Consider the following 24,090-nt stretch of genomic DNA (forward strand, 5'->3'; position numbering starts at 1 on the left):
CATGAAAAATGCTATATTCATAATGAACCAAGATACCTTTAATTTGGTGTATCCTTCTTTTATACGAGATGAGATAGCCACATTGGTGAACGTTGTAGCCGAACCAATGTCGCAACAGGAGTTAAGCAAAGACTTATCGGTATTGCAAGATGTAGAGATTATCATTACCGGGTGGGGAGCACCTGCTATTGATCAGACACTACTAGACGCTGCTCCAAATCTTCAACTTGTTCTATATGGTGCAGGATCGATTAAGGCTATTGCAAAGCAGGAGGCATGGGATCATGGCATTCGATTTACAACCGCCGTATCTGCTAATGGCAGGCCGGTGGCAGAGTTTACTTTGTCACAGATTCTCTTTTGTTTGAAAAATGGTTGGGAGTTTGTCCGAGAGATTGAAGCAACGAAACAGTATCCACCGAAGCCTTTTGCCATAAAAGGGGCATTTCGAAGCAAAGTTGGTTTAATTTCGCTGAGTACGGTAGGAAGACATACGTTGGAATTGTTGCGTCCGTTTGACATCGATATTTTGGCGTATGATCCTTTTATTACGCAAGAGGAAGCGGATCAGCTGGGGGTCACACTTTGTTCCTTAGAGGAATTATTCCGACAAGCAGATGTGGTCTCCTTACATACACCGCTGCTGGAAGAAACGATTGGGATGATTCGCGGAGATCATTTCCGCTTGATGAAGCAAGGATCCAGTTTTATCAATACAGCAAGAGGAGCGATTGTTCGAGAGCAAGAAATGATCGAAGTGTTACAAGCGCGCAAGGATATCACCGCAATACTTGATGTGACACATCCTGAACCGCCAAGCCAGGATTCCTTACTGTTTCAACTGCCAAATGTGGTCATCACCCCACATTTAGCAGGAAGTGAAGGCGAAGAATGTGGACGGATGGGAAGCTTTATGTTGGAAGAATTAAAAAGGTATCTAGATGATCAACCATTAAAATGGGAAGTTAGTGAAGCGCAATTTGTACGTATGGCTTAAAAAAGGAGGTCTATTGTGAAATTAGGAGTATGTTCGGTAACATTTCGTGATAAAAGCCCTCAGGAAATCATTGATTTAACAAAACAGGCAGCATTGGATGCGATTGAATGGGGAGCTGATACACATGTTCCAGCTGGAGATATGCAAACGGCTCAAGAAATTGGAGAAGCGACGAGAAATCAAGGGTTGGAAATTAGCTCTTATGGCTCATACTACCGCTTGGCGGATTATGGGGATAACGAGGAAGCATTTCAAGAGGTTTTGCAGTCGGCCAAGGTATTAGGAGCACCAGCGATTCGTGTCTGGGCAGGGGTAACAGGCAGCGATAAAGCAAGTGATGATTATCGAGGGTTGGTCGTACAGGACGCTCGTCGAGTTGCCGATTTGGCTAGTAAGCATGGAATCAGCATTCATTTAGAATTCCATGGAAATACGCTGACAGATACCAAGGAAAGTGCACGACAATTAATGGAAGAGATTGACCATGATAATGTCTTTACGTATTGGCAGCCGCCCAATAGTGTATCCATAAAGGAAAGATTAGCTAGCATAGAAGCCGTAAAACCTTGGATAACCAATGTTCATATTTTCTATTGGTATTCTTTTGAGGATCGTTTAAACTTAGCTGAGGGACAAACAGAGTGGCTGCAATATTTAAGAGAGATATTTCAGGACGGCAAGGAACGATATGTATTGATGGAATTTGTTAAATATGATGAAGAAGAGCAATTCTTAGAAGATGCTCAGACGCTGCATGAATTAAAACAAACGCTTAAGCCGAGTCTATAAGGATGTTGATGTGCATGGTAAGGCAGATACGTGTTGTCTTATCATGCGCGTAAAGGCTATCGTTTATTTAGTTACCGGTAACAATTATAGATTTATATTCCCTTACAACGGTTGTTTAGTCAAATAATGTAAGCGCATCATAATTGCCCAGCGGTGTTTTGTGAATATAATCAACATTCAAAAAAATAAATAGGAGGTATGATGTCATGAATTTTAGCAGAGAAGATGTAGAAGTGTACTTACAGGCAGTCAGAAGGGTTATTCGGGAGGGTCCATTTGATGCGACTTGGGATTCTTTATCACAATATCAAGTACCAAATTGGTATCAGAAGGCGAAGTTCGGTATTTTCATTCATTGGGGATTGTACTCGATACCAGCCTTTGGGAATGAATGGTATTCTCGTAATATGTATATCCAAGGCTCTCCAGAATTTGAACACCATCGGAAAACCTATGGGGAGCATAAAACGTTTGGATATAAGGATTTTATTCCTCAATTTCAAGCAACAAACTATGACGCAGAAGAATGGGCGCAGTTATTTGCTGACGCAGGTGCACGATATGTGATGCCAGTTGCAGAGCATCATGATGGTTTTCAGATGTATCGCAGTGATATATCAGCTTTTAACGCCTATGATATGGGGCCGAAGCGGGATTTAATGGGTGAATTAGAGACATCTCTATCCGAGCGAAGCATCCCATTTTGTGCATCCTCCCATCGAATAGAGCATTGGTTCTTTATGGGGCATGGGAAAGAATTTGATAGTGACATCAAAGAACCATTAACTCGCGGTGATTTTTACTGGCCAGCTGAAAAGGAATATGGCACACATGACTTGAATGCTCCTGCACCTAGCGAAGAATTTATGGAAGATTGGCTGGCTCGTTGTTGTGAAATCGTGGATAATTATCGTCCGAAGGTATTTTATTTTGACTGGTGGATCCAGCATCCAGCTGCCAAGCCGTACTTGAGAGAATTTGCCGCCTATTATTATAACCGTGCTGCCGAATGGGGAGCTGAGGTAGCGATCAACTATAAGCATGATGCATTTATGTTTGGCACGGCCGTCTTGGATATCGAACGCGGACAATTTGCCGAACAGAAGCCCTATTTCTGGCAAACTTGTACCTCTGTAGCTACCAATTCTTGGGGATATACCGAGAATAACCATTATAAGACAAGTTATAGCCTGATTTGTGATCTGGTTGATATTGTCAGCAAAAATGGTACTATGCTTTTAAATGTCGGACCAAAAGCAGATGGCACCATACCTGACCAAGATAGACACATTTTGTTAGAGATAGGAGAATGGTTGCGGGTAAATGGGGAAGCGATCTATGGCAGTAAGGTATGGCGTCAAGCGGGCGAAGGTCCTACTACTATCGAGGAAGGCCAGTTTACCGATGCGGAGCAGAAGCTGTTTACCTCGGAAGATATTCGTTTTACGGTGAACGGATCGTATTTATATGCGACTGTGCTCCAGTATCCTGAAGATGGATTGGTTCATATCAAATCACTGGCAGACCAGGATGCGTCGAAACTGCCGCATTTTTCTGGAATTATTAAGGATGTTACGATACTAGGTTATGAAGAAAAACCAGTATGGAAGCGAACAAGCAGCGGATTGCAGTGTAAAACCACGCAGGTGCAATCAGATAAACCAGTGGTATTAAAAATAGAATTGGACTGACTGTATTTGCCACTGTCTATTTTATATTATTTTTAGTATAATGAAGAATTAGATGAAACAAATAAACTTGTCACAACGTAAATAGTAAATAGACAAATGAAAGGAGGTGAATACAGATGGCGATTGAATTGTTGTATGACTTATTAGCTGAAGTTTCTCCAATGTACTTTTATTTGAGTATCATTCTGTCAATGATTTTCACGTTTCGAATGGTAGATATTCATGTTAGTAGTACGATAATGGCAAACCAGAGATATACAAAAGAATACCATGCATTGGCATTTAAGCGGCTGCCAATCGATGATGCTCGTGAGGATTCACGTGATGTACAAGACTGGATAACCCATACAACCAAGCGCATAGATGTGCCTGATGATGATAGTGATAATCATTCCTTCTCGTTTTATCCAAGCAAACAAAAACGAGGAGGTTCACAATGGGACAAAAATCTGTATTCCCTTTCTTTGGCAAGTATAGTTTTATTGTAGGAACGATTCTTTTATTTTTAACTGGTTGTGTTGGTGATGGAGATTCATCTGGCTTTTTTGATCAGTATTTGATTGGTCCATTTTCTTATCTTATCAAACATTTGGCGACTCTATTAGGGGATAATTATGGACTGTCTATTATCGTGCTGACGGTGATGATACGTTTGTTATTGATGCCTTTCATGCTAAAACAAATGAAATCAAGTCGCGAGATGCAGGAGAAAATGAAGGTGCTAAAACCGGAGATGGATGCAATCAAGGAAAAGTATAAAGATAGCAGTAAAGATGTCAATGTGCAAATGCAACAGGAGACGATGCAACTTTATCAGAAACACCAAATCAATCCTTTAGCATCGCTTGGCTGTCTCCCTATTATCATTCAATTTCCGATCTTAATTGGTTTTTACTATGCGATTCGTAGCACACCGGAGATTTCCACTCATTCCTTTTTGTGGTTTAGTCTGGGAGAGGCAAATATCTGGATGGCATTGATAGCCATGGCGGTTTATTTTGTGCAATCAAGAGTGACACAAATGGGTATGGATCCCGCTCAGAAAAAACAAATGGCGATCATTGGTCTGATCTCACCGGTCATGATTGGTCTGGTTTCTTTTGGGGCACCAGCAGCACTTCCGCTGTATTGGACGACGGGTGGCTTGTTTTTAATTGTTCAAACACTGATTTCCAAGAAACTGTATCAACCAGGAACTTTATCCACTGCCATTAGCTATAAATCGAAACAAACATAGAAGGTTATTCAAGAGACAGGGTGGTTTGCCCTGTCTCTTTATTTGTGGATACGGAAATGACGGCCAAAATGAGAGGAGAATCGTAAAAAAAGTCCGTCATCCGCAACGAGATCGCTTTCCTGTTTAAAAATTTTTCGATAATTCTTGACAAGGGTTTTTTCTTGTGATAAAGTATACCATGTTACTTGGTATTATTTGAACGCTTTTTTACTATATTAATAGATGCAGATACAATCAACTCTCTATGTTGCTATAGAGAGTTTTCCAAACTTATAAAATTATATAGAAATATCTTATCCAGAGTGGTGGAGGGACATGGCCCTGCGAAACCCGGCAACCTTTAAGTGCATGCAGCTTAAAAGGTGCTAAATCCATCAGGTATCATCCTGACAGATAAGAAGTGGAACAGTCCTCTTTTTATCGAAAGAGGGCTTTTTTTATTAGATGATCGATAACATAGAACGAGGGGATTATAATGACAGTTGTTATTTTGGATGGGAAACGAACACCTTATGGTAAATGGAATGGGGCATTGGCGGGGTATAACGCTGTATCACTTGCCAGCAAACCATTAACTCATTTAATAGAAAAATATCCGACTCTGGGAACGATTGATGGCGTGATACTGGCACAAGTGATTCAAGCTGGCCAAGGACAGAATCCTGCGAGGCAAGTGGCATTTCAGGCGGGGTTAGACAGTCGGATTCCGGCGATGACAGTAAATAATGTTTGTCTTGGCGGGGTAGCCACCGTGATCGACGCTGTAAGAAGAATCAAACTTGGCGAAGGGAACACCTACATTGTTGGTGGAATGGATTCCATGTCCAACGCTCCTTACGTCATTCCAAAGCCTAAACCCAAAGACTTTGGTCATCAGCAAATGACGGATACCTTGCTTCGAGATGGATTATCCTGCGCCTTGAGTGAACAATCCATGGGCGTGTTGACAGAGCAGTATAACCCATCCTTTCACATTACTAGAGAAGAGCAAGATAACATAGCTTTTTTATCACAAACACGGGCAGCAAAAGCGCGTGACGCTGGACGATTAGCGGAAGAAATCGTGCCGTTTGATCAGGTGTTAGTAGAAGATGAGGGAATACGGCCTCAGACCACATTGGATAAATTAGCAGGTTTGTCACCTGTTTTTGCAAAGGATGGAACGATTACGGCAGGGAACGCTTCACAAATGACGGATGGTGCGAGTGTTGGAATTGTCACTACTTCAGCTAAGGCAGAAGAGTTGAATACGGAGCCACTTGCTTGTGTCAAGGATTGGGCAGAAACTGCAGGGCCAGATACCAGCCTACAAACCAAACCAGCAGATGCCATCGAAATGGTATTAAAACAGCAAAAACTTACCGTGGAAGATATTGATTTATTTGAAATAAATGAGGCATTTGCCAGTGTCGTTATTGCCAGTGCCAATCAATTATCTATTTCCGAGGATAAATTAAATGTAAATGGTGGTGCAATAGCTATTGGTCACCCATTAGGCGGTACCGGTTTCCGACTGGTTCTAACTCTTGCCTACGAATTAAGACGACGAGGTGGGGGGAAAGGAATCGCTGCATTATGTGGTGGTGGCGGACAAGGAATCGCGATATTAATAGAGGTAAATGGGAAAGGGGATAAAGCATGAGTGTGGAAATAAAAGAACGCAATCATCATTTATTATGGGAGCCTACTCAGCAGGATATCGAACAATCAAACTTAAAAAGCTTCGCCACACAAGTGAATCAGCCATTATTCCCTTATGAAAGGTTGCATCGCTGGTCGATAACCCATATCGGTGCCTTTTGGTCGGCTGTTTGGGATTACGCCGAGCTGATAGGAGAGAAAGGTACGATTGCTTATTTGCCTGGCAAGACGATGAAAGAAGCTACCTTTTTTCCGGAAGCACGGCTGAATTTTGCCGAAAATCTCTTGCAAGGAAATCCCAATAAGATTGCTGCTTATGAAGCAGATGAAACAGGCGTGACTGGGCAAATAACCTATGCCGAATTGCGAATCGAAGTGGCGAAAGCACAGCGCGGCCTTCGTTCATTAGGTGTTGGGAAGGGTGATCGTGTTGCTGGAATTACCAATAATAATGTAGAAGGTTTGATTGCCTTATTAGCGACGACCTCGCTTGGAGCCGTATGGACGTCCTGTTCACCTGATTTTGGTGCAAAAGGGATTGTTGACCGGATCGGACAGGTACAGCCGAAAGTATTAATCGCTAATCTTACGTATCAATATAAACAAAAGCCATTTGACATCACCGATAAGGTCTTGGAAACCGTGGAACAAGTCGGCAGTATTGCTAAAGTGGTTACGACACTGGGAGAGGTAGAAGGTGGCTTGACCTGGGAAGAGCTGCTTGATAACGACGCAGTGGAGCCGGTTTTTGAACAAATAGCTTTTCGCGACCCAGTGTATATCCTCTATACTTCCGGTACAACGGGATTGCCAAAAGCCATTGTCCATTCGGTTGGCGGCACATTACTGCAGCATGTGAAAGAACATCAGCTTCATTGTAACCTGAAAGAAGAGGATGTGCTATTTTGGTATAGCAATACGGCTTGGATGATGTATCCTTGGCTCGTATCTGGTTTAGCGAGCAGAGCTTCGGTTTTATTATATGATGGTGCTCCTGTGTTACCAGATAAACCAGCACATTTATGGAATATTGCTGAGGAAGTAGGACTAACCCATTTTGGCACAAGCCCGAAATATTTAGAAACCTTAATGAAAGAGAATATCGTCCTAAAAGAACGTTATCCCTTAACCCGGTTAAAAAGCATTCTGTCCTGTGGTGCTCCATTAGCAGCAGAGCAATATGACTGGATTTATCAGACGGTAAAAACGGATCTCTATTTGGCCTCGATTTCTGGCGGTACAGAGATTATGGGATGCTTTGTAATGGGCTCTCCCATCCATCCAGTTAAACGAGGAGAAATAAGCTGCAAAGCGCTAGGTATGTCGGTTGACGTGTTTGATGACCGAGGGGTGGCAGTCTATGACCAAAAGGGAGATCTCGTTTGCACGCAGCCATTTCCAAGTATGCCGATCACTTTTTACGGTGAAGGCGGAGACGAGAGATATGAGAAAAGTTATTTTTCGGAACGGCCTGGTATATGGACACATGGTGACTTTGCGGAACAAACGATTGACCAAACTTTTGTTATCTATGGTCGTGCCGATACCGTATTAAACCCGGGTGGTGTGCGAATCGGAACAGCAGAAATCTATCGTGTATTGGAACAGATAAAAGCAGTGGAAGATTCGATAGTATTCGGCTTACCTTGTGACAATGACGAAGAGATTGTCCTTTGTGTAGTGGTGGATGAATTGACAAAGGGATTAGCCAAAGAAATCAGACAGGAGATTCGCTTGAAGGCTTCTCCACGCCATGTCCCCCGTCGCATTTATCAAGTTGCCGATGTACCTCATACGAATAATGGTAAAAAAGTAGAGGGAGCGGCGAAGACAGAGGCGATTGGGAAAGAAGTGAAAAATAAGGCTTCTATACGCAATCCGGAATGTCTAGCAGATTTCACCCATATCAAGAAAAGGGAGTGCTATTAATGGTGAAGCGTCCAAAAGGTGCGATTATTGGTATTGGGGAGTTACAGCCTGTACGCTATTCAGAAGAAAAAACGACGTTAAGCTTTATCGCCGAGTCGGTGCAATTGGCCTTACAGGATGCAGGATTATCGAAGGAAGATATAGATGGTCTGCTCGTTGGACCTCAAGTAGGAGAAACGCCTCAGCATGTACCAGCAACTGTAGCCGAATATTTAGGCTTGGAGCCCTCGATGTCTAACACGGTAGACTTAGGTGGTGCTACTGGCGCAGGTATGATCTGGCGCGCTGCAGCTGCAATTGAGGCAGGCATGTGTGAAACAGTCGTCTGTGTATTAGCGAATAAAAATGAACGAGGTAATCCGCCACGTTCACCGAATCGTAATCCGATCCGTGAGTTTGATGTTCCATTTGGAGCCTCTGGTGCCAATACATCCTATGCCTTGTTAAAAAGGTTGCATATGGAAAACTACGGATCAACACAAGAAGATTTTGCACGGATTGCTTATTGGGCAAGAAAGAACGCTCGTAAGAATCCTAAAGCAATTTTTCATGACAAACCTGTGGAATTAGAAGATATCTTACAGTCACCGATTATTTCCGATCCGCTTCATTTATTAGAGATTGTGATGCCATGCGCAGGAGGTGCGGCGGTGATCGTGACCTCAGAAGAGAAGGCGGAAAAGGCTAAGCAGAAGCCCGTTTATCTAAAAGGGGCAGGTGAAAAAATCACACACCGAGCGGTTAGCCAAGCTCCAGCAGTGGATCGACATCCTTTCTCCTATTCGATACCTTATGCCTTGAATCAAGCAGGTTTAACCGGGAAGGATCTAGACTTACTCTCTCTTTATGACTGTTATACGAGTGTAGTTGCTGTACAGCTGGAAAGCCTCGGCATTTGTGAACTCGGTCAATTTGGCTCTTTTGTCCGATCACACACGTTCAGTCATGATGGGGATTATCCCTTAAACACCCATGGAGGTCAATTAGGATTTGGTCAGGCGGATTTGGCAGGCGGTATGTCACATGTTATTGAAGCCGTAACACAATTGCGCGGTGAAGCGGTTGGGCGCCAGATTCCAGAGGCAAAGCACGCCCTCGTCACTGGTAATGGAGCGACTTTAAGTGAGACAACAGCTTTAGTGTTAGGAGGAACGTCATCATGAATATCTCATTACCGCAACCAACGATCACTCCTATAACTCAACCATTTTGGGATTATATACAAAAAAAGCAGTTCTATCTGCAATATTGTCTGGATTGTGGTCAGGCGGTGTTTTATCCACGAGCACATTGTCCCCATTGTTTTGGCTCCCGCCTAGAATGGCGTCCGGCCTCAGGGAATGGAAAATTAACAACATGGAGTGTTGTCTATCGAGCTGGACATCCAGCATGGCAAGAACGGACACCTTACGTGGTAGGCATCGTTGAGTTAGAAGAAGGCCCTTCGTTATTAGCCCATCTAATCATCGATGAAGTGGAACTGCGTTATCAAATGCCCGTGGAAATAAATTATCAAGAAGTGGATGCTTTTGTATTACCGTTTTTCCGAAAGAAAGGAGCTCACGTATGATTCTTACCTACTTTTTGTTCATTGTATTTTTTTGGGTAGTAGGTTTAACCATTTGGACAAAGTTTTATAAAAAAAGTTAAAGGTGGTTGTCAGTTATGTTGGGAGAGGCAAATAGTTTATTACTTTGGACTGTTATTATTTTATTAATTGGATATTTTGTTTTGGTAACCTGGATTGGAAAGAAAGGGAGACAGCATAGTAAATCAATGAATGGTTTTGCCACCGCACGAGGTAAGGTAAGCCCTTGGCTAGTGGGTGCGAGCTTTGCGGCGTCGTATTCCAGTGCAAATTTATTTATTGGGGTGCCTGGGTTGGCTTATGAATATGGTACGTCGGTGTTATGGTATACACTAGGTTGTTTCGGGGTTTCTTGGGTAGGTCTATTAATTTTTGCTAAAACATTTTGGCGTTACGGTAAGAAATTCGGCCGTGTATCAACGGTACCGGAATGGCTGGGTAAACGTTATAATTCCAAGGCATTGCAAGTAATTGTATCCTTATTAATCTTATTTAATGTTTATTATATCGTTGGTCAGAATGTAGGTTTGGCAACTATTTTTGAAACCGTGCTTGGCATCCCATATTTTTGGGGAATTATCGTCGGTGTTACGATAACTATTCTATATATAGGTTTAGGTGGGGCATACGCCCAGATGATTACGGATGGTATTCAAGGTTTATTAATGGCAATTGCCTCCATCTTGATAGTTATATCTTTCTTTTGGACGATCGGCGGCGGTTTCAATGTATTTGGTGAACTAGGCAGCAAACTGAGTGCGATTGATCCGAACCTCACCTCATTTGTTGGAGCGGAAGGCCCTTATAATAGTGTGTTAGCCATTATGGCCGTGCAGTTCTTGCTATTTAGTTTTATTCTTATGCCACACTTACTGAATAAAATTTTATCGATTGAAACGGAAGAAGAGCTGGCTCCATTTACGCTTTCGTCTGGATTGGTGTTATTTGTTATTTCTACCTTAATGGTTTTAGGAGGGTTGGCAGCACGTGTACTTTTCCCAGCTCTGGAGAGTGCGGATGCGGCTATTCCTGCTTATGTGATTGAGTCATTCCCAAGTATTATTGCAGCCATCATGATTGTCGGGATTATTTCGGCGATCCTTTCCAGTACAGATAGCCTGTATCTAGGTGTAACTACCAGTGTTGGAAATGACTTCTATCGTATTTTGGCACCTGTATTTAAGAAGGGGATTACGGCAGCGAAATTAGAATCACAATCGGTTAAAGTAGCTAAGGGTTCCTTGATTGTAGTAGGGTTATTGTCTTTATATATTTCATTGGACCGGCCAGATTCTCTATCGATATTGATCCAATTTAGTTTTTCCGCGATCCTATCTGGCATTTTGGCACCGATATCGCTAGGATATTTCTGGAAGAAGGCAACGAATTATGGGGCAATAGGTGCTGTTATCTCTGGCGCTGGATTGTATGTTGTCTTTACACAACTTAATGTAATCGAAAATATCTATTTAGCCATGTTCTTCGCTTCATTAGTTTCTTTTGCGGTGATGATTGTGATTGGATTACTCACTGCCACGCAGGAACATGAAGATATGGTATTAAAAAAAGCGAATCGATCTACAACAAATGAGTCAGAGATCAACGCATAACAAATAAAACAAGGACAGTCTCAGATGATGGGCGCTGTCCTTGTTTTGTTGTTTAACGCGTCAGATAATTCACAGAACAGAAAGTAACCAGATTTTACGGACCGGTGAAAGAATCTCACGGACAAAAAACCACTGAATCGTGAAATTTTGTCCGTAAGAATGGATCTCACGGACAAAAAACTGCCAACCTCCAAAATTTTGTCCGTAAGAATGGATCTCACGGACAAAAAACTGCCAACCTCCAAAATTTTGTCCGTAAGAACGAATCTCACGGACAAAAAAGCGCCAATCCCCAAAGTTTTGTCCGTTAGAACGTGATCTCACGGACAAAAAAACACCAATCCCCGAAGTTTTGTCCGTAAGAATCACCTTTTACAAGCAAAATCAATGAATCACAACCCTTCTTCGCCCCTTTTACCTTTTCAACGGATGGGTAATTGTAATGGAAGTGCCACAGCCTTGTTCACTTTTGATCGAAAAATCATATTGATGATTAAAGATTAAGTCTAAACGTTTTGCAATATTAGCTAATCCAATATGTTGAGTAGATAGTTCTTCTTCTTGCATTCTTTCTCTTACCAGTCTCAGCCTTTTAGGAGACATACCTATTCCATTATCGCTGATGGTGACTTGCACGTTGTCAGATACGATGCGTACTTTTACCTTGATGGTAAGCTCCCGGCAAATTTGTGGTTCGATTCCGTGCGTCAAGCTATTCTCAATAATAGGCTGGAGCATGAACTTCAATACCTGTATATCTAATAGATTTTCTTCATAGTCCCATTTAATCGTAAACGGTTGATCCGATCGAATCTGAATGATTTCTGCGTAATTTTTGGTATGATGGATTTCTTCTCTTAAGGTGACAGTCGATTGTTTAATCCTTAAGGAGAAATTGAGAATATCACTTAAGGTTTCTAGCATCTTTGTTACCTTATTAGGTTCACCAGTAATTGCCATTGCCCGCCAGTAAATAATCGCTAGTGTATTGGACAAGAAGTGCGGGTTTACTTGATTTTGTAAGGCCAATAATTCAGCCGATTGAAGTTGGTATTGCTTATCCTTCAGTTCTTGTTCTAAATTACTTTGTTTTAAATAGTTTTTCAGAATTCGTTGCACAATGACTTGGTATTCATTGTCTTTGAATGACCACCGCTTTGGGACAGGTTCTGAATTGTTCATATGAAGGATAGACATAATCTGCTGGACGTGTTTGGCGTTTTTTTGTGATAGATAATAAATCGTTGCCGCACCTAAAATAAGGGACAGCATTACCAAAACGATTGTAGATAACCGCAATTGATTAGGAATTTGGTAGATGACATTATCTTCTGTAACGGATACATACCGTAGATTATATTCGTTTGAGAATAATTGATTGACGATATAAGTATCTCCTTCAAAATGAAAAGAATAATTTTCCTCTTGCTTACTCAACGGCAAATCGGCTGGTTCTAATTGCTGCTCTGAGTCATTTTGGTAAAGTAATTGATTATTTTCATCGATTACAAAAATGCGTTGATTTTGATAATGATAGAGTTCATTAATTAAATTTTCAAAGTAACGTTGATCGATATTTAAAACAATTAAACCTTGTGCCGTTGCGCCATTGGTTTTGAATAGATTCTTATATATCGTTATCACAGATGTAGGGGATACAAACGAATACTCCGCAATATCACGCGTTTCTATCCATGATTCTGTTTGAATAGAATCATTGTCAAATGCTTCATACCAATCATCGTTATACAACGAATCAATAGGGATAACACCTTGGTTAGAGGTTAACACGTTATCTTTATCGTTTTCATAAAAGATATAGATCGAATGAATATAAGGTGTAGCAATTTCTTTTCGTCTTAATGTTCCCTCTCCATAGTTTAAATTACCTTGTTGACGTAACGTTAAGGGTTCCTCATCCAAGATATTTTGTAACGACAATATAATCTCTGGATTCCAATTATAATCCAAATGAAGCAGTTCGATTTCGTTTAATACCAGACTTGTTTGGTGCTCCAGCTGTTGCAGCACGTTCATATTGTTGGATGTTATCGATTCTCTCATATGATTGTCCGTAACAAAAATGGCAAAGGTTCCAAGGATGAAAACAGGAATAAACACAGGAAACAAAAAAAGTATGATGTTTTTAAATAGAATTTTTTTCATTTTGTGTTAACTAATTTCTTGCTTTCGGTATTCTCTTGGTGTTATGCCATAATATTTTTTAAACGTGCGCGTAAAGTTTTTAGGGCTGCTATAGCCAACCAATTCACTAATTTCATAGGTTTTGTAATGAAAATCATCGAGCATTTCCTTAGCCTTTATCATTCGTAATTCGGTAAGATACGTAGAGAAATTAATTCCCGTCTTTTCTTTGAAGAACGTACTGACATAGTTGGGAGACATTTTGCATAATACAGCCAAATCATCCAAAGATATGTCCGCATAATGTTCCTCGGCATAGTTTTTGATCGTTTGGATGATGTTATCTACATAATTTCGTTCCCCTTTATTAGAAAACAAAGAAGTATCCAACTCCTTCTTTAGACGAGTGAATACCTCTTGCATCTCTTCAAATTTACCTGGTTTAATAATATAATCTTTTACCCCGAAACGTATGGCCTCCTTGGCATATTCAAAATCTTTATAGCCACTTAGAATAATGGTGTGGATTCTGGTATGTTTGTTGTGTAATTGCTGAGCCAGTTCCAGGCCATCCATAACAGGCATACGTATATCTGTCAATACAACATCTACTTCATTTTCTTCAATAAAAGCTAATGCCAATTTCCCATTTTCACAGTGATGGACTACTTCGAATCCTAGTTGTCCCCAAGGAAAATAGTTTTTCAACCCGTACCGAATTTCTTTCTCATCATCTACTATTACCATTTTATACATATTAAGATACCCCTTTCAATGTCATGTGAAAAGGTATCATTTTTTTTAATGCCATAAACAATGATACCTTTCTTGTGTAAACGCTTTAATAATGAGTGGAAATAAGTAATGGAAGCCCTTTTTTTGTTTTGTTCAATCGCTATACTTGAAGTACGGTTTCAGCATGTTCTTATTTTAAAAGAATAAACAAAAAATAACAAGGAGGTATCCAATGTTTTTCGAGAAGTTAACCGAAATAATGAGAATATTTTGCATATATTTTCTTCGTTTTATTTATTTGAATATGCTATGGGGATTATTTACGCTAGCCGGATTAGTTGTGTTTGGTTTTTCTCCAGCTACGATTGCTGTCTACCGAGTACAGGAAAAATTAATCGAAGAAAAACACATCCCGTCCATCTGGAAAACATTTTGGCAAGCGTATCGATCGAATTTTTGGAGTGCCAACAAACTCGGATTCGTGTTGACGATAATCGGGGGGATTATTTATTTTGATTTGCAGTTTTTCATAATGATGGATCATGCGTGGAGTTATTATGCCGGCATTCTATTTTATATCCTATCTGTGTGGTATATGATTATGCTGTTATATATTATTCCGGTATCTACTAGTTACTCATTAACGTTATTTGGTAAGCTAAAACAGGCCTTTATTATCGGGATGCTCCATCCAATCAAAACCATTTTGATGGCGATTTCATTGGCTGGTACGGTTTATATCCTGCTTATGTTCCCGCAATTACTGATAACGATTGGAATAAGTTTGATCAGTTTTATCGTGATGATTTTTGGCAAAACAGCAGTGGAGCATGTTTCGGAATTAAAACATAGAGTTGCTCAGCAGCAAACCGTTAAACAAACATAACAAAGGGAGTGCATTGCAATGAAAAAGAAGTGGATGATCATCGTGTCCGTGCTTGTTGTACTTATTTTATCAGCATGTGGGTCAAATAATGATGCTACTGGCGGAAGTAGTGGGGATTCAGATGAAGTAAATCTAAGAATGATGTGGTGGGGTTCTCAAGAAAGACATGATCGTACCTTGGAAGTTATCGATTTATACATGGAAGAGAATCCAGGTGTGAACATTTCAGCAGAATTTACCGGATGGGATGGTTATTGGGAGAAAGTGGCTACTCAAGCGGCAGGGGGAAACATGCCAGATATTATTCAAATGGATTATAAATATTTATCCGAATATGTAGGCAGAGATCTTCTGGCAGATATGAATCCATATGTAGAGGATGGAACACTTGATCTTAGTGATGTAGAAGATTTATATATCGATGGGGGTAAGATTGACGATCAATTATATGCACTGAATATTGGAGCGAATGCTCATGCCATTGCAGTGGATCATGCCATTTTTGAGGAAGCCGGTGTAGATCCATTAGAACCGGGTTATACGTGGGATGATTTAAAAGAAGTTGGACAAACCATTTCAGAGAATACAGATGATAATGTATACGGTGTTCATCCAAGTGCTGGCGTTATGGGGTTTAAGCATTATTTAAGACAGCATGGCCAATGGTTATATAACGAAGATGGAACGGCTTTAGGGTATGACGATGATCAATTACTGGAAGACTTTTTACAAATCACGGTTGATATGTTGGAATCTGGAGCAGCGGCTCCTCCGGATGTATTTAAAGTAGCTGGAGATAGCCTCGAGCAATCTCCAATTGTCAATGGCGAGACAGCTATTCTTTCGGACATTCATAGTAATCAAATTATTGCCTTGGAAGCAGCGGCTGGTCGCTCGATTGATTTAATGTTACAGCCTTCCATGGAAGGTGGGGAATTAGGGCATTATATTAAGCCAGGTCAGTTCTTATCTATCGCAAAAAGCTCCAAGCAACAAGAAGAAGCGGCGAAATTTCTTGATTTCTTCACCAATAGTATCGAAGCGAATGAAATTTTAGAGGCAGAGCGCGGGGTACCGATCGCTACAGAAGTGAGAGAGCATTTGAAAGAACAGGCAGATGAATCAGGAACAAAAATGTTTGAATACGTGGAGTTAGCGGAGGAGTACAGCCGTGAAATTGATCCACCAGATCCACAAGGGTCAACAGAAATCGAAACCTTGTTTGAAAATGAGGTAGCCGACCCGATCTATTACGGCGAGATTACGCCAGAAGAAGCAGCAAGCAATTTTAGAACAAAGGCGACCACTATTTTAGAAAATAATAAATAACAATAGAATCGGAAAGTCATCTTGGTTACTAGGGGGGAAGTTGTCCGCCAGATCCCCACTTCCAGACTGGTGGGGATGACGGACACTTATACAGCGATTTACCACCTGTAATTTAGGTGATGAGCCCACTCTATTATCCAATGACTTTTCTTTTTATTCATGGAGGTGTGCGAAGTGGCAGAACAAGCTCAAGTATCTACTCGAAGTCAAGGGAAGCTGCGAAAACAATGGAAAATTGATTTAGTTGGATTTGCATTTATTGCGCCCTGGTTAATTGGTTTTGCTGGGTTTATTATCGGACCGATGATTGCCTCCCTGTATTTTTCTTTTACTAACTACGATCTCTTAACATCACCAACTTGGATTGGATTAGGGAATTACATACAGATGTTTACGAGTGACGTTCGATTTATACAAGCTTTAAAGGTGACATTGATTTTTGTATTTGTTAGTGTGCCTCTTAAACTGGCTTTTGCTTTATTTGTGGCTATGTTGTTTAATACGAATCGCAAAGGAGTAGGTATCTATCGTACCTTATTTTATGTCCCATCTATTCTAGGTGGAAGCGTTGCGATTGCGATCGTGTGGAAACAGTTATTTGGACGTGATGGCGCGATTAATGATATTTTAGGTTTTTTCGGTATAACAGGAACAAGCTGGGTAACCAGTCCGGACTTTGCCCTTTCCACGTTGATTATTTTGGTAGTATGGCAATTCGGGTCTCCAATGTTAATTTTTCTAGCAGGTTTGAAGGCCATACCAAAGGAATTATATGAGGCTGCTGCGGTAGATGGCGCCAATCCTATTCAGCAATTTTTCAAGATAACCTTTCCCATGTTATCGTCTGTTATCTTTTTCAACTTGGTGATGCAAACGATTCAAGGATTCATGACCTTTACGCAAAGTTTCTTGATCACAGAGGGTGGTCCGATGGATAAAACCCTATTCTATGCTGTTTATTTATATGAGAAGGCGTTTGCCCATTTTGATATGGGGTATGCTTCTGCCTTGGCATGGATATTATTGATTATTTGTGCTATTTTCACCGGGTTTATTTTTCGCTCAGCTGGTAGTTGGGTCCACTATGAATCGGAAGGAGGAAAATAAAGATGATGCATCGAAAGAGTAGGAAGACGATCATATACCATGGTGCGATTTGGGTGCTCGGTTTGTTCATGATTTACCCGATTCTTTGGACCATTGCCAGTGCCTTAAAACCGGAAGATGAGATTTTTCGGAATTCTGCTTCTTTAATTCCATCTATGATTAAGTGGGAGAATTTTAGTCAAGGGTGGCAGGGCTTTGGTGGTCTAAGTTTTACAACCTTTTTTATGAATTCATCCTTTGTCACACTGATGGTTGTATTAGGAACCTTAATTTCTTCTTCTCTTGTGGCATTTGGTTTTGCCAGAGTCAATTTTCGTTTCCGGACTGCTTTATTTGTATGTATGATTATTACGTTAATGTTACCACAACAGGTAACGCTTATTCCTCAGTATATTCTGTTTCATAATTTAGGCTGGGTTAACACCTTTTTACCTTTAATTGTACCCGCCTTTGTTGGGGGAACCCCTTTCTTTATCTTTTTATTGATACAGTTTATTAGGGGGATCCCACGTGAGTTAGATGAAGCGGCTTATATGGATGGTTGCAGTACATTCGGGATATTCTGGCGGGTTGTTTTACCATTAACCATGCCTGCTTTAGCCACGGTAGCCATTTTTTCTTTTTATTGGACATGGGATGATTTTATGACGCCGCTGATTTATTTGAATGATACAGCGTTATATACCGTTTCTCTGGGATTACAAATGTTCTCCGATCCTTCATCCGTATCGGCTTGGGGGCCAATGTTTGCGATGTCCGTCGCGTCGATTGTACCACAGTTGCTGATTTTCTTGTTTTTTCAAAAGTATTTGGTAGAAGGGATTACGGCTGGAGGAGTAAAAGGATAAGTGATGATTCTGTGTGGAACGAAATCATCCAGTGCTTTAGAGAGTGTGCAGAATACGGATAATTTAGGTGGAAACAAAAGCGTGTGGAGATCGAAAAAATGAGATTTCCTCACGCTTTTTTACTCTTAAATGCCTTTTAATAAGAAATGGCCGTAAACCATCATTCCAATTATGTGTGGCTAAACATGAGGTAAGAAGGGGATGACTATCGCTATGAGGAAATAATGTAACGGCTAATGAAGAGAGGATGGATTTTTCCGTAGATTCAGGAAACAGCACAGATAGAAGCTAATTTTACCTTTTGCTGGTTTTAATGTGATTTTTACCTAGAGGGGATGAACGTTTTATGTTGCTAAACGATGAAGTATGATCCAGCTGGACATGATCCACGAGCCAAGCCTATGTTATTCATGCCCAACCTTTAAAAAATTAAAATAACTCCGGATAAAACCCTCTTGCTAATTCTTCCACTGCATACGCCATTCTTGCACCGGGAAGAACGCTTTCTAACGAGATCGTAACAAAACGTTCTTGCTGTACACTTTCTAATTCAGCTAAGGCGGCGTTGTTTTGAATCTCAGCTATCTTTTCCTCGGCTGAAGGCACGTCATAATCATGAATCAGAATAACATCTGGTTCACGAGCGAGGACCTCTTCATAACTGACTGTACTCCATTGTTTATCGGTAATATCATCAAAAATATTACGACCGCCGGCTAGTTCGATCAGGCGTGTTTCAAAATTATCGCCACCAGCCGTAAAGACACCTTCACCGCCACTATCGTAAACAAGTACGTCAAGAGGTTCGCTGTCTTTCCTTTTTTCTTCTACCTCTGCCATTCGTTCTTGTTGATCGGTAATAAACGCCTCTGCTTCGTCTTCTGCATCAAAAATGGTGCCTATATCCGTAATTTCTTGATAGATATCCTCTAAACTGCCAGCACTATTGAGGTAAGCGGTGATCTCATAATCATCTAATTCCGCTAAGTCAATACCTTCTTCGCCAAATTCCCAATCAATCCCGTAAATAAAATCGGCGCCACTAGATAGAACGGCTTCACGTGTGGCTGATCCATGTGTTAATTCGGGAATCTGCTCATATTGTTCTTTGTACTCAGGCAGGGCACCGCGGCTGTGATTATTTAGGGTATTACCGATTATCTTATCTCCTTGACCAAGCGCAATCAGTAATTCGGTGGTGTTTGGACCGAATGTTAATACTCGTTTAGGTACATCGGGTATCGTTACTTCTCGTCCATAATTATCCACTGTCAAGGTGTTGGTTTGATCTGGTTCTTGTGATTCTGCCTGTTGTGAACAGGCGCTAATGACTAGCAAAATCGTCGTTATAAGCATGCTATTTTTTATCCATCGTTTCAAATTAATCCCTCGCTTTATTCGTTATATGTGCTGGTAAAAAGGTAATCAGAGGTTTTTTAGTTATAGGATGCGGCGTAATATCTACTTGCACCTGAAATACCTCTTGCAGCAAATTTTCTGTTAATATGTCTTCTGGTTTCCCGGATTGATAGATGATCCCATGATGTAACACATAAATTCGGTCACAATAGAGTGCTGCCATATTCAAATCATGAATGGCAGAGAATACGGTGGTTCCTAATCCTTTGATCAGATCAAATAATTTCATCTGGTGATAAATATCTAAATGATTGGTTGGTTCATCTAATAGTAGAAAGTCGGTTTGCTGTGCCAACACTCGGGCAAGTAAGACACGTTGTTTCTCCCCACCTGAAAGTTGTAAAAAAGGGTGTTGTCGCTTATCCTGCAATTCTACTCGGTCAAGCGCATTTCTAATAATTTGTGCGTCGTTTGAAGTGTCTGGCTCAAGTAATTTCTTATGTGGACTACGCCCCATTGCCACGATTTCTTCTACTGTAAAATCAAAGGGAAGTGTGTTTTCTTGTCCAATGACACCTAAACGTTTGGCGAGTTCTTTGACTTTGATCGTGCGGTAATCGACCCCATCTATATAGCAAACACCAGAATCAGGTTTCAAGCTGCGGTATATATTTTTTAACAGAGTAGTTTTTCCACTTCCGTTTGGTCCAATAATGCCAATGAATTCGCCATGATAGACATCTACGTTCACTGATTTAAGGATGGACCGATAGGATAGTTGGTCTACTTTTAATGTCATACATTCCCCCCCCTTTCCATTGAAAAGTAGCCATAAACATCAGTTTTTTCTACGCTTTAACAGCCAGATAAAGAAAGGACCTCCAACAATGGCTGTTAAGACACCAATCGGTAATTCCTCGGGAGCAATCACCATACGCGCCGCCACATCGGTCCAGACAACCAGAATCCCTCCGATTAGTGCGCTGACTGGAAGTACTTTTTTATGATCGGATCCAACGATGAGGCGTGTCATGTGCGGTACCATCAAACCAACAAATCCAATGGCACCACTTACGGCAATGGTCACACCTGTTAACAAAGAGGCGATAACGATCAGCAATTTTTGCATGAACCGTACATTAAAGCCTAAGGTCTCGGCCGTTTCATCGCCGAGCAGCAATGTATTCAAGGCGCGGTTTTGAATGAGTAAAATGGTCATACATATCAACATGACGAGTAACGGCAGGGTGAGGTAAGCCCACTTAGCTCCGGCTAAACTACCGGCCATCCAGAAGGTCGCATTATGTATTCCCAATGCATTAGGGGCGCTCAGGGTAATCAATCGCGTAATGGCTTCCATTATTAGGTTGATGGCTACGCCAGATAGTAATAATTGTGTGATATTAATTCGACCATTCACTCTAGCAAGGCTGTATACCAGTATAATGACGATAAATGAGCCAATAAAGGCACTGATAGGTAAGTAATAGCTGCCTAAAAACGAGAAAGCGCCAAATAGCATACCCAAAGTAGCAGTAGCGGAAGCACCTGAAGAAACACCTAATATGAAGGGATCGGCTAGTTTATTCCGCACTAATGCTTGTAACGTGACACCAGTTACAGCTAGCGAAGCACCAACAATCATGCCTAGTAATACTCTTGGCAGACGCAGACTAAGAATGATATTTTCATCCCTTGCCTGCCAGCTCATTTCTACTACATCATGAAGAAAAGGTAGTTTACTTGTTAAAATTTGCAGCACGGTCAATGGGGAAACGGATACAGGGCCGAGTCCCACAGCCAGAATAATAGATAGAAGCGCCAATATACCAAACGCTACCATATATTTTTTATAATGACTCCCTTTAGAATACGTCTCTGACATATAGCACCTTCTCATTACATATTGATTGTATACGTGTATACATGTATAATTATAGCATAAGGAGATGATTTTTGAAATGACTTTATCAACAAACATAACACAAGCAAAAAATTTAGGAGAACAAGCCTATGATATACTCCGTCATGCCATCCTTACTTTTCAATTAGAGCCTGGTCAGACAATTTATGAAAAGGATATTGCAGCTTCCTTGAATATCAGCCGTACACCGATTCGAGATGCGATCCATTCCTTGATTGCGGAGGAATTGATTCACGTGCTGCCTCAGCGAACCAAGCATATCGCACCTATCTCTAAAAGGAAGGTGAAGGAGAATGCCTTTGTGCGTCTCAGCTTGGAACGTAGTGCTTTTCAACAAGTGGCTAAGCAGTGGAGGACAGAAAGTGATTGTCAGACGGCAGAGCAAGAAATAGAACGGATTCTATCAGAACAGAAATGGGCTTCCAAACAGCGGGACATCGAACGATTTTTATTGGCAGATGAAGCCTTTCACAAGCAAATTCTTCAATTAACAGGGAATCAAACGTTGTTAAAGGTAGTTTATTTAATGAGGGGACATTTAGATCGATTTAGATATCTTGCGATGAAAGAAGTAGATAGCACGGAGCAAATTATTGCCGAACATGAACAGTTGTTTACTTTCCTCCAACAACAACAGCCAGAGAGGGTTGCCGCATTATTGGAGCAGCATATGAGCAGGATAGATCAGCAATTCCCGCTGTTGGAACAATCTTTTCCGGATTATTTTGTGGAATAGAGAACTCTGCCGATTAGAAAGAGTTCTCTCTATAAATAGTAACTGCCTAACTCAATCCCTGCAGTAGTTGTCTCCATCTATCGGCAACCTTATCTTCTGCATAGGTTATCGTACTCTGTTGGGCAGCTTTGCGATAGGTGTTTTTTTCTGCAGTGGTTTTATTTAGATAGAAAATAATCTGGTTTGCAAACTGTTTTTTATCATCAAATGTAACATGGAACCCATTATGATCATTTTGAATCATCTCATCCACGCCATAGCGCACATTGTAACTGACGACAGGGCAACCATACGATAGGCTTTCCAATACACTCATAGTGAATCCTTCTGCTTGCCCGGTAAACAAAAATAATTCGGCAGTGGTATAAAGAGTAGTGAGATTATCTTGATAGCCATTGAACTGAACATTCTTTTGTAAACCAAGTTTGATGGCTAATTGTCTTAGTTTCTTTTCCTCTTTCCCTTTTCCATAAAGCTCTAAAGTAACATCCGGGATTTCTTTTTTAACGAGAACTAGCGCTTCAAGCATATGATTCAAGTTCTTCTCCGAGGCAAGCCTGCCAACACTAATTAATTTATTAGAAGAAATATTAACATCTTCTGAGATATACGGAACAGGTCGAGGATGGGGAATGGTGACTAAGTTTGTTATCCCAAATTGTTGTTCCATCTCCTTTTTTTGGCGATTGGTCAGTACGACAATATTCTCAAAGCTGTAAGGACTGTTTAACACCTTTTGATAGTTGGAATTAATCTTAGCTCGGGACTCTATATCAGAAAAATAAGTGGAATGAATGATAGAAACTAACTTTGCGTTGATTTGTTTGTTTTTTATAAAAAGGCTGCTGAATTTTTTGTTTCGATCGATCATAACAATCGACTCTGCTTCGATTATTTTCTTTAAGAAATATAGCATCAATGCTTGCTCATCTTCTAGCACAGCTTCATAGGCTGAATCATTACCAGCAACCAAAATAGGGCCATCTACATGTTTCGTTAAAACACGCTTGCCATACACATCGAAATACTCGGTGACATAAGCTAAGTTATTTTCAGTTAAATATTCCGTGTGGGACAATTGACCATAAGCGTTAAAGTGATCTCGAGCTATTTTTCTCCCTTCATGGAAATAATTAATATGGCTTAAGAGCTGTTGATCAGTGAAAACCAAATACTTGATTTGCTGATTATTTGTATCGAAGACACGGAGGTGATAAGAGTCATCTTTCGTGTTGACTTCTTGATATCCGTATGTTTTTTCTTTTTTTAGATGATAAGCTGGTAACTGCCGCCCTTCTTCTGTTTTTTGCAGATAGTCATAGAGGTTGATCATAGGAATCTCTGAATCAACTACTCCGTTTTCTACATAGCGTTCCCAATTTTGCCGCACCTTTTTGTTCTTAAGTACGGTGATGAAGGTGGGGGTGATGCCCAAATACTTGATAAAAAGATTACCTCGTATCATGGCTGATTTCTCTATTCCGGTTAAGCTGCTCCCAATATCTGTATGTAAAAAATAAACATTCTTCAAGGTGTCAA

General features: G+C 40.7%; 22 protein-coding genes and 1 riboswitch. Of the genes, 15 read left to right on the forward strand and 7 right to left on the reverse strand.

Annotation, left to right across the window (positions count from 1 at the left end):
• Position 1 precedes the first annotated feature (1 nt).
• From E0E32_RS08315 to E0E32_RS08360, 10 genes are all read left to right on the forward strand, one after another.
• The gene (locus E0E32_RS08315; protein WP_066191495.1) at positions 2-997 is read left to right on the forward strand and encodes a hydroxyacid dehydrogenase; all 996 of its coding nucleotides are present in this window, start codon (positions 2-4) and stop codon (positions 995-997) included.
• 15 nt (positions 998-1,012) lie between these two features.
• Positions 1,013-1,786, forward strand: coding sequence for a sugar phosphate isomerase/epimerase family protein (locus E0E32_RS08320; RefSeq protein ID WP_130859564.1), 774 nt, complete (start codon positions 1,013-1,015; stop codon positions 1,784-1,786).
• 206 nt (positions 1,787-1,992) lie between these two features.
• Complete coding sequence (locus E0E32_RS08325; RefSeq protein ID WP_130859565.1) at positions 1,993-3,477, forward strand: alpha-L-fucosidase; 1,485 nt, start codon at positions 1,993-1,995, stop codon at positions 3,475-3,477.
• Between the two features lie 116 nt (positions 3,478-3,593).
• Positions 3,594-3,965, forward strand: coding sequence for a hypothetical protein (locus E0E32_RS08330; RefSeq protein WP_130859566.1), 372 nt, complete (start codon positions 3,594-3,596; stop codon positions 3,963-3,965).
• A complete protein-coding gene (gene yidC / locus E0E32_RS08335) occupies positions 3,914-4,714 on the forward strand; it encodes a membrane protein insertase YidC (RefSeq protein ID WP_130859567.1) in 801 nt (266 codons plus the stop codon). The genes E0E32_RS08330 and yidC overlap by 52 nt, the downstream gene beginning before the upstream one ends.
• 290 nt (positions 4,715-5,004) lie before the next feature.
• Positions 5,005-5,114, forward strand: a riboswitch (SAM riboswitch).
• A gap of 75 nt (positions 5,115-5,189) precedes the next feature.
• On the forward strand, positions 5,190-6,356 hold the full coding sequence (locus tag E0E32_RS08340; RefSeq protein ID WP_066191508.1) for a thiolase family protein: 1,167 nt from the start codon (positions 5,190-5,192) through the stop codon (positions 6,354-6,356).
• On the forward strand, positions 6,353-8,284 hold the full coding sequence (locus E0E32_RS08345) for an acetoacetate--CoA ligase (RefSeq protein ID WP_066191511.1): 1,932 nt from the start codon (positions 6,353-6,355) through the stop codon (positions 8,282-8,284). Before E0E32_RS08340 ends, E0E32_RS08345 begins: the two co-directional genes overlap by 4 nt.
• Complete coding sequence (locus tag E0E32_RS08350; protein ID WP_130859568.1) at positions 8,284-9,447, forward strand: thiolase family protein; 1,164 nt, start codon at positions 8,284-8,286, stop codon at positions 9,445-9,447. Before E0E32_RS08345 ends, E0E32_RS08350 begins: the two co-directional genes overlap by 1 nt.
• The gene (locus E0E32_RS08355; RefSeq protein WP_066191516.1) at positions 9,444-9,854 is read left to right on the forward strand and encodes a Zn-ribbon domain-containing OB-fold protein; all 411 of its coding nucleotides are present in this window, start codon (positions 9,444-9,446) and stop codon (positions 9,852-9,854) included. Before E0E32_RS08350 ends, E0E32_RS08355 begins: the two co-directional genes overlap by 4 nt.
• 95 nt (positions 9,855-9,949) lie before the next feature.
• Positions 9,950-11,482 (forward strand): sodium:solute symporter family protein, encoded by a 1,533-nt coding sequence (locus tag E0E32_RS08360; RefSeq protein WP_130859569.1) that lies wholly within the window; start codon positions 9,950-9,952, stop codon positions 11,480-11,482.
• 69 nt (positions 11,483-11,551) lie between these two features.
• Here the strand turns inward: E0E32_RS08360 and E0E32_RS22155 are convergent, their stop codons facing one another.
• The 3 genes from E0E32_RS22155 to E0E32_RS08370 form a co-directional block, all read right to left on the reverse strand.
• Entirely contained in the window at positions 11,552-11,806 is a 255-nt protein-coding gene (locus E0E32_RS22155; RefSeq protein ID WP_165445001.1) for a hypothetical protein, read from the reverse strand.
• Positions 11,807-11,896: 90 nt separating this feature from the next.
• On the reverse strand, positions 11,897-13,546 hold the full coding sequence (locus tag E0E32_RS08365; RefSeq protein WP_161485702.1) for a sensor histidine kinase: 1,650 nt from the start codon (positions 13,544-13,546) through the stop codon (positions 11,897-11,899).
• 108 nt (positions 13,547-13,654) lie between these two features.
• On the reverse strand, positions 13,655-14,383 hold the full coding sequence (locus tag E0E32_RS08370; protein WP_066191524.1) for a response regulator transcription factor: 729 nt from the start codon (positions 14,381-14,383) through the stop codon (positions 13,655-13,657).
• Between the two features lie 211 nt (positions 14,384-14,594).
• Here E0E32_RS08370 and E0E32_RS08375 point away from each other — a divergent pair, with 211 nt between their 5' ends.
• The 4 genes from E0E32_RS08375 (at position 14,595) to E0E32_RS08390 (ending at position 18,532) form a co-directional block, all read left to right on the forward strand.
• Entirely contained in the window at positions 14,595-15,248 is a 654-nt protein-coding gene (locus E0E32_RS08375) for a YesL family protein (protein ID WP_066191527.1), read from the forward strand.
• A gap of 18 nt (positions 15,249-15,266) precedes the next feature.
• Positions 15,267-16,577 (forward strand): ABC transporter substrate-binding protein, encoded by a 1,311-nt coding sequence (locus tag E0E32_RS08380; protein WP_066191530.1) that lies wholly within the window; start codon positions 15,267-15,269, stop codon positions 16,575-16,577.
• A 159-nt stretch (positions 16,578-16,736) separates the two neighbouring features.
• Positions 16,737-17,684 (forward strand): carbohydrate ABC transporter permease, encoded by a 948-nt coding sequence (locus tag E0E32_RS08385; protein WP_066191533.1) that lies wholly within the window; start codon positions 16,737-16,739, stop codon positions 17,682-17,684.
• Between the two features lie 2 nt (positions 17,685-17,686).
• Positions 17,687-18,532 (forward strand): carbohydrate ABC transporter permease, encoded by an 846-nt coding sequence (locus E0E32_RS08390; protein ID WP_130859570.1) that lies wholly within the window; start codon positions 17,687-17,689, stop codon positions 18,530-18,532.
• A gap of 429 nt (positions 18,533-18,961) precedes the next feature.
• Here E0E32_RS08390 and E0E32_RS08395 read toward each other — a convergent pair whose 3' ends face one another.
• The 3 genes from E0E32_RS08395 to E0E32_RS08405 are packed head-to-tail and all read right to left on the reverse strand — an operon-like array spanning position 18,962 to position 21,776.
• Positions 18,962-19,912 carry an ABC transporter substrate-binding protein gene (locus tag E0E32_RS08395; protein ID WP_235817517.1) on the reverse strand — a complete coding sequence of 317 codons (951 nt, stop codon included), beginning with the start codon at positions 19,910-19,912 and terminating at the stop codon, positions 18,962-18,964.
• A 1-nt stretch (position 19,913) separates the two neighbouring features.
• Positions 19,914-20,690, reverse strand: coding sequence for an ABC transporter ATP-binding protein (locus E0E32_RS08400; protein ID WP_130859571.1), 777 nt, complete (start codon positions 20,688-20,690; stop codon positions 19,914-19,916).
• A gap of 39 nt (positions 20,691-20,729) precedes the next feature.
• Complete coding sequence (locus E0E32_RS08405) at positions 20,730-21,776, reverse strand: FecCD family ABC transporter permease (protein WP_066191542.1); 1,047 nt, start codon at positions 21,774-21,776, stop codon at positions 20,730-20,732.
• 76 nt (positions 21,777-21,852) lie between these two features.
• On the opposite strand from E0E32_RS08405, the gene E0E32_RS08410 reads away from it, so the two are divergent.
• Complete coding sequence (locus tag E0E32_RS08410; RefSeq protein ID WP_066191544.1) at positions 21,853-22,551, forward strand: GntR family transcriptional regulator; 699 nt, start codon at positions 21,853-21,855, stop codon at positions 22,549-22,551.
• Positions 22,552-22,597: 46 nt separating this feature from the next.
• On the opposite strand, the gene E0E32_RS08415 is transcribed toward E0E32_RS08410, so the two are convergent.
• Complete coding sequence (locus E0E32_RS08415; protein ID WP_066191549.1) at positions 22,598-24,082, reverse strand: glycosyltransferase; 1,485 nt, start codon at positions 24,080-24,082, stop codon at positions 22,598-22,600.
• Positions 24,083-24,090 lie beyond the last annotated feature (8 nt).

The organism is Gracilibacillus phocaeensis (assembly GCF_900626275.1).
Taxonomy (GTDB): Bacteria; Bacillota; Bacilli; order Bacillales; family Amphibacillaceae; genus Gracilibacillus; species Gracilibacillus timonensis.